Raw genomic sequence first — 11212 nt, forward strand, 5'->3', positions numbered from 1 at the left:
CGCGGCGCCGGCCATCCCCCATCATTGTGGTGATGGACCGCTGTCCGGTCATCGAGTGGAGCCGGCTCGGCCTGTAGACGCGGCGCCGGCCATCCCCCATCATTTGCCGGTGGACGCTTCGAGGGGGAAAAAGGTGTCTGACCCAGCCGCGACACTCGACAGCCGTGTTGAGGATCTGCTCCGCAAGCTGACGCTCGAGGAAAAGGCGGCGCTGCTCGCGGGCGCCGATGGCTGGACCACGGTGGCCATACCGCGGGTCGGCCTGCCGTCCATCCGCATGGCCGATGGTCCCAACGGCTACCGGTCAACCCAGAGCGAGCCCTCCACCGCCTTTCCGGTGGGCGTCGCCATGGGCGCCACCTGGAATCCGGCGCGGGTTCGCGAGGCGGCGGCCGCCATGGCCCGGGAAGCCCGCGCCTCGGGGGTCAATATCCTGCTGGGGCCGAACATCAACATCCAGCGCACGCCTCTGGGCGGCCGCAATTTCGAGACCTATTCGGAAGACCCGGTGTTGAGCGGCGAGCTGGCGCTGGCCTTCGTCGAGGGCGTTCAGGGCGAGGGCGTCGGCGTGTCGGTGAAGCACTTCGCGGCCAACAACCAGGAACATGAACGTCTGCGCGGCAGCTCCAACGTCAGTGAGCGGGCGCTGCGCGAGATCTATTTCCCGGCCTTCGAGAAGGCGGTGAAGCAGGGCGATGCCTGGACGGTGATGGCCGCCTACAACCGGGTCAACGGCATCCATGCCAGCGAGCACCCCTGGCTGCTGAATCAGGTGCTGAAGCGGGAATGGGGCTTCGGCGGCGTGGTGATTTCGGACTGGGGCGCGACCCATTCAAGCGCGGCGGTCGCGGCGGGCCTCGACATGGAAATGCCCGGACCGGCGATGCATTTCGGCCAGCGGCTGGTCGAGGCGGTCGGTGACGGCGCGGTGCCGTCCGGCGCAGTGGACGAGGCGGCGCGGCGCATGCTGCGGCTGATCCTGCGTGCGCTGCACGCCGGGGGACAGGCCGAGATCAACACCGAGCGGCACGCGCGCATTGCCCGGTCGGTGGCCGAGGAAGCCGTAGTGCTGCTGAAGAACGACGGCATCCTGCCGCTGGGGGCCGGCAGGCTGGGCACCATCGCGGTCATTGGGCCCAATGCCGATGAACCGATCATCCAGGGCAGCGGCAGCGCCCACGTCATTCCGTTCCGCGAAGTCACGCCGCTCGACGGCCTGCGTGCGCTGCTCGGCGACCGCGCGGCGCTGGTGCATGCGCCGGGCACCGACAACGAGCCGCAAGTGCCGCTGATCGACCGGCGCATGCTCAGCCCTGACAGGGAGCGCACCCAGCAGGGCCTCATGGCCACATATTATGGCAATGCCGACTTCGAGGGGCCGGCGGTCCGCGAGGCCGTGGAGCCGTATCTGCACAAATTCGGCTTCCACGACGCGGCGGCGCCGATCGGACGGGGCGCGTTCTCGGTGCGCTGGCAAGGCTGGCTCTGGCCCGAGCGCGGCGGCGATTACGATTTCATCGTCGAATGCAGTCATCGGTCCGACACGTGGGCCGAAATCCGTATCGACGGCGTGCCGGTGGCGGGCCGTTCGACAGAACAGGAAGCCTTCGCCCATTTTGAAGTGGTCCGGATGAAACGCGGCAAGGGCCGGGTCAGGCTGGAAGCCGGCCGCGCCTACCGGATAGAAATCGACTACAGCACCCGGTCGGATCTGATGCGCATCTTCAAGGTGGGGGCGCGCAAGCCCGCCGGCACCATCGAGGACGCGGTCGCGGCGGCAAGCGGCGCCGACATTGCCCTGGTGTTTGTCGGCGTCTCGCGCTCGACCGATGGCGAAGGGTTCGACCGGCCGGATATGGAACTCTGGGGAGACCAGAACGCGCTGGTCGAGGCGGTCGCTGCCGCCAACCCGAACATTGTCGTCATCCTGCAGAACGGCGCCCCGGTAACGATGCCCTGGCTGGACAAGGCGCGGGCGCTGATGACCGCCTGGCTGCCGGGGCAGGAGGGCGGTCACGCCGTTGCCAGGGTGCTGGCGGGTGAGGTCAATCCATCGGGCAGGTTGCCCCATACGATGCCCCGGCGCCTGGAGGACAATCCCACCTTCGTTCACTATCCGGGCGGGCGCGACGCCGAGTATGGCGAGGGCGTCTTCGTCGGCTATCGCTATTACGACAAGGCGAAGATCGAGCCGCTGTTTCCATTCGGCTTCGGACTTTCCTACACGACATTCGGCTACGCCGTCCCGCGTGGTCCCGAAGCCGTTCGCCAGGGCGACACGTTCACCGTGTCGGTCGACGTCACGAACCTGGGTGACCGGCCGGGTCAGGAGGTGGTGCAACTTTATATCGAGCAGGCGGCGCCGACCGAGGCGCGGCCACTGCGCGAGTTGAAGGGCTTCCGGAAGGTGGCGCTGGCGCCGGGCGAGACGCGGACGGTCGACTTCACGGTGACGCCGCGCGACCTCTCGTTCTACGACGTCCACCTTCCCGGATGGCGCGCCGAGCCGGGGCGCTTCGCAGCGCATTTCGGCGGCTCGTCGCGGGACCTGCCGGCACGGCATGATTTCGATCTGATCGAACATGCACCCGAAGCGTCATCGGCGGCGTAGCAGTCCGACGCTCAATCGTCCGGGATTTCGACGATCAGCGCCGGGTGGGCGCCGAGCCGGCCCATGGGTTCGTCGGACGGCGCCCAGCCGAGATTGACGGCACGGGTCTCGGTGTCCCAGAAGCCATAGGCGGTGCCGCGCGGAGGGACGAGCGTGTCGAGCAGCCACATGGGCTGTCCCAGCGGGCCGTTCTTGTCGAAACCGTGGTCGCGGGTGTGCGTGGCCCGGACGCGCTGGATGGCCATGTACTCGAAGGCGGTCAGCGATACCCAGCGGCGTTCGGCGAACACGGCCCGCAGGTCGTCGGGGCTCTTGCCGCGTGTCTCGGCCGGGTAGGCGCCCGCCAGCATGAACAGGCAATAGGGCCCTTCCGGCCGGTTCAGAGTCTGCGCCTGCTGCAGCGTCTCCATGTCCTGCACCACCGCCTCGGCGTATTGCGCCGCGTCTTCCATGTCGTCGATGGGCTCGTTCAGCAGCTGGATGACGGCCAGCCGGAAGTCCAGCTGCTGGCGTTTCACCGAGGGGAACATGATCGCTGCGGTAAAGCCCGCGCCCAACGCCCGGTTGGCGACCTGGTTCATCTCCTCCGTCGGCTCCACCGTCATCGGCAGATAGTCGGCGATACGTGGCAGCAGCACATCGTCGAAGAACGTGCGGCTGTTGTCCAGGATATCCTGGAACGACTCCATGGTTGGCTCCCCCTCGAAAGGCCTTCGGCCGCCAACGCTGCTCCCTGGGGGAGTCAGCGCCGTTTCGGCCGAAAGCGAACAAAAAATGAACAAATTGAGATGGGAGCAGGGCTCGGGTGAGGCGCACGGCGCGACTCGACTGTTCCCTCTTCTTTAGCCCCAGAGAAAATCCCTGTCACCCACAGCTTGAATTACTTGCAATTCGGTGTCTGCGGCGGCCAGTCCCATTGACCGCCCATGATTTCCCATGCTATCCCATAATGTCCCAAGTAGAGACGCCGCTGGCGGGGGTGAGTCGGTCGAATCAACAGCGGGGTAAAGGGTGTGAAACGCAGGTAGATCGTGAGGGGCGGCCGTGCCGCTGTTTCTGTCGTCATATGCAAACAGGGTGGACAAGAAGGGGCGGGTATCCGTTCCCGCGCCGTTCCGCGCCGAGTTGGAGCATCTGAACGGCTTCGTCGCCTTCCCCCATACCGAGCACGCCTGCATCGAAGGCTGGGACCGCGGCCGCATGGCCCAGCTCGCCCAGGCCATGGACGATTATTCGCCGCTTTCCGAGGAATACGACGCACTGGGCTATCTGCTGGGCCGGGCACGCGAGTTGCCGTTCGACCCCGAAGGCCGCGTGATCCTTCCCGCCTATCTGATGGAATCAGCCGAAATCACTGACAGCGTATTGTTCATCGGCCGGGGCAACTCCTTCCAGATCTGGAATCCGGAGAAGCACGCCCAGTTCGAGGCGCGGATCAAGCCGAGTTCGGCCATCGTCGCCAAAGCCATTTCGCTGGGCCGCGCCAGGCGCGGAGGCCCGCATGAATGATGCACGGCGCCATGCCCCGGTCATGCTGCGCGAGGTGGTAGATGCCATCGCGCCGCAGGCGGGAGACAGCATCATTGACGCCACCTTCGGCTGGGGCGGGTACACGCGCGGCTTCCTCGAGGCGGCGCCGAGCATCGTCTACGGCATCGACCGCGATCCCACCGCCGCCGCCCGCGCGGCCACGGTCGCTGCCGAATTTCCCGGCCGCTTCACCTTCATCGAAGGCCGCTTCGGCGACATGATGGAATTGATGAACGGGGCCGGCGTCACCGCCGTGCAGGGCGTCGCCTTCGACGTGGGCGTATCCTCCATGCAGCTCGACGACCCCGAGCGGGGCTTCTCCTTCCAGAAGGACGGCCCGCTCGACATGCGCATGGCTGGCCGTCAGTCCGAGGCGACCGATGCGGCGGACGTGGTCAACAACGAGGACGAGGCCGAGATCGCCCGGATCATCTGGCTCTATGGCGAGGAAAGGCACTCGCGCCGCATCGCCCGCGCCATTGTCGCGGCCCGCAAGGCCAAGCCCATCACCCGCACGCTGGAATTGGCCGACATCGTCGCCCGCGTCTCCGGCGGCGTGCAGCCGCACAAGATGCATCCCGCGACCCGCACCTTCCAGGCGCTGCGCATCCATGTGAACGACGAACTGGGCCAGCTGGAGATGGGGCTGCGCGCCGCTGAACGGCTGCTGGCGCCGCAGGGCCGGCTTGCCGTGGTGTCGTTCCATTCGCTGGAAGACCGGATCGTGAAGAACTTCCTGCGCGAGCGGGGCGGCATGGCGCCGTCCACGTCGCGCCACCTGCCGGAGGAACCCCGCCCCCACGCGCCCAGCTTCACCCTGATGACGCGTAGCGCCATCAAGCCGGCGGATGCGGAGACCGACATAAATCCCCGGGCCAGGTCGGCGCGCCTGCGCGCCGCTGTCCGCACCGCCAACGATGCATGGCCCGATACCGGGAGGCATGCGGCATGAAGCGATCCATTACGCTGATCACCCTATGCGTCCTCGTTGTCGTCTCCTACGGCCTCTATAACCTGAAATACGAGGTCGAGGACCTGCAGGACCACGCCAACAGCCTGCGCGCCCAGATGGACGAGGACCGACGCGCCATCAAGGTGCTGGAGGCGGAATGGGCCTATCTGAGCCGTCCCGACAGGCTGCAGAAGCTGTCCCAGAAGTTTCTCCCCCTGCAGCCGACAGTGGCGAAGCAGGTAGGCAATGTCGCCGACCTGCGGCTGAAGCTCATGGACGAGATTCTGGCGCCGCTGCCGGTCCTCGACACCATTGAGGCCGCCAACCCTGCCGCAATTGCCCGTCCCTCCACGCCGCCCGCGGTGGTCCGGCAGTCCACGCCTCCCGCTCCGCCGCCCGCCGCCGATGCGCTGCTGGTGCCGGTGGCGAACACGCCTCCCGGTGCTGCGCGCCTGGAGAGTGTCCAGTGAGGCACATCACCACTATCGAATTTGACGGGGTCGGCAAGCGTGCGGTCGACAACGCGCGGGGCCGCGTTCGTGTCGCCATGGCGGTCTTCGCGCTGGCGTTCGCCGCGATTTCGCTGCGCCTGGTCGATCTTGGCCTGCTCAGCGGCGAAGCCACCGACAAGCGGGTGCTCTCGGCCAGCATGGAAGTCTCGCCCCGTGCCGATATCATCGACCGCAACGGCGTGCTGCTGGCCACCGACCTGACGGCGGTATCGGTCTACGCCCAGATCCCCAAGGTGCTTAACGCCCATGATTCGGCGCTCAAGCTGGCCTCGGTTCTGCCGGGCGTCTCGGCCGATACGCTGGAGCGCAAATTCAGCTCGGCCTCCAAGTTCATTTGGGTCAAGCGCAAGGTGACCCCTGCCGAATATGACGCCGTCAACCGCCTCGGTCTTCCGGGCGTCGGCTTCCAGCGCGAGGTGGAGCGGGTCTATCCGCACGGTAACCTCGCGGCCCATATGATCGGCTACACCAATGTGGACGGCCGCGGGCTTGCCGGCGTCGAGCGGTATTTCGACGAGAGGATGCGCAAGGAAGGTCCGCGCGGCGATCCGCTGCAGCTGGCGCTCGACATTCGCGTCCAGCACGCCCTGCGCGACGAGGTGGCCGCCGCGGTCGAGGAATTCACCGCACTGGGCGGCGGCGGGCTGGTGCTCGATATCCATACCGGCGAGATCATCGGCATGGTCAGCCTGCCTGACTTCAATCCCAACGAGCCGGGCACCATCGCCAACAACCCCGAGCTTATCAACCGCATGAGCCACGCGGTGTTCGAATGGGGATCGACCTTCAAGACCTTCACCATGGCGATGGCGATCGACGAGGGGAAGGCGGGGTTCCAGGACGGTTATGACGCAAGCAATCCGATCCGGGTCTCGCGCTTTACCATCAATGACGACCATCCCAAGCACCGCTGGCTCAGCGTGCCTGAAATCTTCATGTACTCGTCCAACATCGGCACTGTGAAGATGGCCCTCGACGTCGGCACGGAAAATCAGAAGGTGTTTCTCGGCAAGCTTGGCTTCCTGAACCGTCCGCACGTGGAACTGAAGGAAGTTGGCGCGCCGCTGATTCCGGCCCAGTGGCGAGAGATCAACACGATGACCATCGCCTTCGGCCATGGTCTCTCCATCACCGGCCTCCAGCTCGCCGCCGGCTATGCCGCGGTGGCGGGCGACGGCAAGCTCCGCCCGGTGACCGTGCTGAAGACGCCGGCAGGCTATGTGCCCGAGGGCGAGCGTATTGTTTCCCAGGAAACCGCCTACAAGATGCAGGGCCTGCTGCGCCTCGTGGTCGAGAAGGGCACCGGCCGGCAGGCGGAAGCGCCTCATTACCTGGTCGGCGGCAAGACCGGTACCGCCGAGAAGGCCGGTGGCGGCGGGTATCGCAAGCGGTCGCTGGTGTCCTCCTTCGCGGCGATCTTCCCCGTGGTCAATCCGCGCTACGTCACCGTCATCATGATCGACGAGCCGCACGGCACCAAGAAGACCTATGGCTTTGCCACGGCGGGCTGGACCGCAGCGCCGACCACCAAGAAGGTGATCGAGCGCATTGCGCCAATGCTCGGCGTGGCGCCGAGCGCCTCGCCGAGCCATCCGATCACCCAGGAGATCATGCAGTACATCCAGCCGGAGGTCCGCTCTTGAGACTCTCCGAGCTCATCGACCGCAACGGCGACGCAGCGCGCATCGACATCCTGGGCCTGTCCTCGGACAGCCGCACGGTGCGTGACGGCTATCTGTTCGCCGCTCTGGCCGGTACCCGCAGCCAGGGTGCCGACTTCGTTTCGCAGGCGGTCGCCAGGGGCGCCGTGGCCGTGCTTGCCGATCCGCGCGCCGAGATTGCCGAACAGGACATCTACGTCGTCACCGACCCGAATCCCCGGCGGCGTCTCGCGCTGATGGCCGCCCGGTTTTTCGGGGTGCAGCCTGAAACGGTTGTCGCCATCACCGGCACCAACGGCAAGAGTTCGGTGGCCGATTTCGTCCGCCAGCTGTGGGTCATCGGCGGGCTGCGCTCGGCGTCCATCGGCACGCTCGGCATCCGCGCCAGCGGTCTTGCGACGGCGCCCACACTGACCACGCCCGATCCCATCGAAATCCATGCCCGCCTCGCCGAACTGAAGAACGCCGGGATCGAGCACCTGGCCATGGAAGCGTCCAGCCACGGCCTCGCCCAGCACCGGCTAGACGGCGTCAGACTCAAGGCGGCCGCGTTCACCAACCTGACCCGCGACCACCTGGACTACCATGCGTCCTATGACGATTACTTCCTCGCGAAACTGCGGCTTTTCGGCGAGTTGCTGCAGCCCGGCACGGTGGCGGTGCTGAACACCGAAACCCATGTTTACGACGAACTCGTCGATATCTGCTGGGCGCGCGGCATCAAGGTCATGGCCGTTGGCGACGGCGGCACGCTGCGTGTCATTTCCCGCGAACGGACTGCACTTGGCCAGGAACTTGTCGTTGCCTTCGAAAATCAGCGCCACCAGATTGCACTGCCGTTGATCGGCGACTTCCAGGCGTCGAACGCGCTGGTCGCGGCTGCCCTCGTCATCGCCACGGGCGGCGACCCGGCGGATACGATCCGGGCGCTCGAAATGCTTGAGCCGGTGCCCGGCCGTCTGCAGCTTGCCGGCCATACGTCGGCGGGCGCTTCTGTCTATGTCGATTACGCGCATACGCCGGATGCACTGGAGACCCTGCTGGAGACATTGCGTCCCTACACGCGGGGAAAGCTTCATCTGGTGTTCGGCTGTGGCGGCGACCGCGACAAGGGCAAGCGGCCGATGATGGGTGATGTCGCCTGCCGTCTCGCCGACAGGGTCGTCGTCACCGACGACAATCCACGGAGCGAGGATGCGGCGCTGATCAGGCGTGAGATTCTGGCGGCGTGTCCTGGTGCATGCGAGATCGCCGACCGTCGCGAGGCCATCGCCGAAGCCGTCCGCGGCCTTGGCGCCGAGGACGTGCTGGCGATCGCCGGTAAAGGCCATGAACAGGGCCAGATCATCGGCGCGGCCGTGTTGCCGTTCGATGATGTCGAAGCCGCCCGCGTGGCCCTTTCCGGGGGAGGCGCCCGTGGCTGAGCCATTGTGGACCGCCGGACAGATCGCCGCCGCGACCGGTGGCGCCGCCAGCGGGGCGTTCGACGTGTACGGCGTCGCCATCGACAGCCGCGAGGTCAACCAGGGCGATCTTTTCGTTGCCTTGAAGGGCGACAACCAGGATGGCCACGACTATCTCGCCGCCGCCACCGGCCGCGGCGCATCGGGCGCGCTCGTGGAGCGCGGCGGGGCCATTCCCGCCGGCACGGCAGTTGTTACCGTCGGCGATACCCTTTCGGGGCTGACCGCGCTGGGCGCCGCCTCCCGCGACCGGCTCGCCGGCACGGTGATTGGCGTCACCGGCAGCGTCGGCAAGACCGGCACCAAGACCGCCATCGCGGCGGCACTGGCGCGGAGCGGCGCGACCTATGCCAGCGAACGCAGCTTCAACAATCATATCGGCGTGCCGCTGACCCTGGCCCGCACGCCCGCCGCGACCCGCTATGCGGTGCTCGAGATGGGCATGAATCACGCCGGCGAACTCAGCGCGCTGACCGCCATCGCCCGGCCGCATGTTGCCGTGGTGACCACCATCGCCGAAGTGCATATGGAATTCTTTGCCTCGCTCGAGGCGGTCGCCGACGCGAAGGCGGAAATCTTCGAGGGCGTGCAGCCTGGCGGGGCGGTGGTGCTGAATCGCGAAAACAGCCAGTTCGAGCGGCTCGCCGCCCGCGCCACGGAACTGGGTGTGAGCCGAATCATTTCGTTCGGCGCCCGCGAGGACTGCGATGTGCGGCTGATCAAGGCGCGGCTGCACGAGGATTGCAGCACCGCCACCGCCGACGTGATGGGTACGCTGCTCACCTTCAAGATCGGTATTCCCGGCGACCACTGGCTGTCGAACAGCCTGGCGGTGCTGGCCACGGTATCGGCCGCCGAGGCCGATCTGGGGCTGGCCGGCCTGGCCCTCGCCGAGATGCAGCCCCCGCGCGGCCGCGGCCGGCGTCACCGGGTCGATTACCGGGATGGTGACATCCTGGTGGTGGATGAGAGCTATAACGCCAGCCCGGTGGCCATGCTCGCGGCCATCAAGGGTCTGGGGCAAAGCGTTCCCGGCCGCCGCGCGCGCCGCATCGCCGTGCTTGGCGACATGCGCGAGCTGGGCGAACAGGGGCCGGCATTGCACGAGGCGCTTCGCCAGCCGCTGCGGGATGCTGGCGTCGACATCGTCGTCGCGGTCGGCCCGCTGATGCAGGACATGGCATCGGGGCTGGGCAGCAGCATCCAGGTCTTCGACAGCGCCACCGCGCAGGATGCGCTGCAGCAGGTTCTCGACATCGTCGTTCCGGGTGATGTCGTCATGGTGAAGGGCTCGAACGCCATCGGGCTTTCCAGGGTCGTCGACGCGCTGCTGGCCATGCAGGACCGGTCCGCGCTGCGCCGTGCCGCAGGCTGAGGGGGAAAGCGATGCTGTATCACCTGCTATATCCCCTCGCCGGCGAGATCACGGCGTTCAACGTCTTTCGCTACATCACATTCCGCAGTGGCGGCGCCGTGCTGACGGCGCTGTTCATCTGCCTGGTCTTCGGGCCGCGCATCATCAACTGGCTGCGCTCGAAACAGGGCAAGGGCCAGCCGATCCGCGAGGACGGTCCGCAAAGCCACATTGTTACCAAGCAGGGCACGCCGACCATGGGCGGGTTCCTGATCCTGATCGGCCTGACGATCGGCACGCTGCTGTGGGCGGACCTGTCGAACAAATATGTCTGGATCTGCCTGTTCGTGACCCTGGGCTTCGGCGGCGTCGGCTTCATCGACGACTACCTGAAGGTCACGCGGCGTTCGAGCAAGGGCATCGCCGGCAAGATGAAACTGCTGCTGCAGTTTTCCATCGCCGGGCTGGCCGGTATCGCGGTCAGCCTGCTGTCGACGCCCAACATGGCCAACGAGGTGGCCGTGCCGTTCGCCAAGCATGTGCTGATCAACCTCAGCATCTACGGCTTCGTGCCGTTCGCCATGCTGGTCATGGTCGGGGCCTCGAACGCGGTCAACCTGACCGACGGCCTCGACGGTCTCGCCACCATGCCGGTGATCATCGCCGCCGCGACCTTCGCGCTGCTGGCGTATCTGGTCGGCTATGTCACCTTCGCCGATTATCTGCAGATCCATTACGTGCCCGGCGCCAGCGAACTGGCGGTGTTCCTGGCCGCGCTGATCGGCGCCTGCCTGGGCTTCCTGTGGTTCAACGCGCCACCCGCCATGGTGTTCATGGGCGACACGGGCAGCCTTGCGCTTGGCGGCGCGCTGGGCGCGGTCGCCGTGATCATCAAGCACGAGCTTGTGCTGGTCATCGTCGGCGGCCTGTTCGTGCTGGAGACCGTGTCGGTCATCGTCCAGGTGATCTCGTTCAAGACCACCGGCAAGCGGGTGTTCCGCATGGCCCCGCTGCACCATCACTACGAGCAGAAAGGCTGGGCCGAATCCACCATCGTGGTGCGATTCTGGATCATCTCCCTGGTGCTCGCGCTCATCGGCCTCTCGACCCTGAAGCTGAGGTAGCGGCA

The 11212-nt window shown here is 66.6% G+C and carries 9 protein-coding genes; 8 read left to right on the top strand and 1 reads right to left on the bottom strand.

Going from position 1 to position 11212, the window contains the following annotated elements:
- The first annotated feature begins 133 nt into the window (after positions 1-133).
- Positions 134-2611: a glycoside hydrolase family 3 C-terminal domain-containing protein gene (locus WJU21_RS14410; protein WP_346324149.1), complete on the top strand. Its 2478-nt coding sequence runs from the start codon at positions 134-136 to the stop codon at positions 2609-2611.
- Positions 2612-2622: 11 nt separating this feature from the next.
- Here the strand turns inward: WJU21_RS14410 and WJU21_RS14415 are convergent, their stop codons facing one another.
- Complete coding sequence (locus tag WJU21_RS14415; RefSeq protein ID WP_346324150.1) at positions 2623-3300, bottom strand: hypothetical protein; 678 nt, start codon at positions 3298-3300, stop codon at positions 2623-2625.
- 355 nt (positions 3301-3655) lie between these two features.
- Here WJU21_RS14415 and WJU21_RS14420 point away from each other — a divergent pair, with 355 nt between their 5' ends.
- From WJU21_RS14420 to mraY, 7 genes are read left to right on the top strand one after another with little or no spacing between them, the layout of a single operon-like run.
- A complete protein-coding gene (locus WJU21_RS14420; RefSeq protein ID WP_346324151.1) occupies positions 3656-4120 on the top strand; it encodes a division/cell wall cluster transcriptional repressor MraZ in 465 nt (154 codons plus the stop codon).
- Complete coding sequence (gene rsmH, locus WJU21_RS14425; RefSeq protein ID WP_346324152.1) at positions 4113-5093, top strand: 16S rRNA (cytosine(1402)-N(4))-methyltransferase RsmH; 981 nt, start codon at positions 4113-4115, stop codon at positions 5091-5093. The genes WJU21_RS14420 and rsmH overlap by 8 nt, the downstream gene beginning before the upstream one ends.
- Positions 5090-5563 carry a hypothetical protein gene (locus WJU21_RS14430; protein ID WP_346324153.1) on the top strand — a complete coding sequence of 158 codons (474 nt, stop codon included), beginning with the start codon at positions 5090-5092 and terminating at the stop codon, positions 5561-5563. The genes rsmH and WJU21_RS14430 overlap by 4 nt, the downstream gene beginning before the upstream one ends.
- A complete protein-coding gene (locus WJU21_RS14435; protein ID WP_346324154.1) occupies positions 5560-7248 on the top strand; it encodes a penicillin-binding protein 2 in 1689 nt (562 codons plus the stop codon). Before WJU21_RS14430 ends, WJU21_RS14435 begins: the two co-directional genes overlap by 4 nt.
- Positions 7245-8690, top strand: coding sequence for a UDP-N-acetylmuramoyl-L-alanyl-D-glutamate--2,6-diaminopimelate ligase (locus WJU21_RS14440; RefSeq protein ID WP_346324155.1), 1446 nt, complete (start codon positions 7245-7247; stop codon positions 8688-8690). The genes WJU21_RS14435 and WJU21_RS14440 overlap by 4 nt, the downstream gene beginning before the upstream one ends.
- Positions 8683-10104, top strand: a complete 1422-nt coding sequence (gene murF, locus WJU21_RS14445; protein WP_346324156.1) for a UDP-N-acetylmuramoyl-tripeptide--D-alanyl-D-alanine ligase — start codon at positions 8683-8685, stop codon at positions 10102-10104. The genes WJU21_RS14440 and murF overlap by 8 nt, the downstream gene beginning before the upstream one ends.
- Positions 10105-10115: 11 nt before the next feature.
- Positions 10116-11207, top strand: a complete 1092-nt coding sequence (gene mraY, locus WJU21_RS14450) for a phospho-N-acetylmuramoyl-pentapeptide-transferase (RefSeq protein ID WP_346324157.1) — start codon at positions 10116-10118, stop codon at positions 11205-11207.
- Positions 11208-11212: the final 5 nt, after the last annotated feature.

This window comes from Emcibacter sp. SYSU 3D8 (assembly GCF_039655875.1).
GTDB lineage: Bacteria > Pseudomonadota > Alphaproteobacteria > SMXS01 > SMXS01 > RI-34.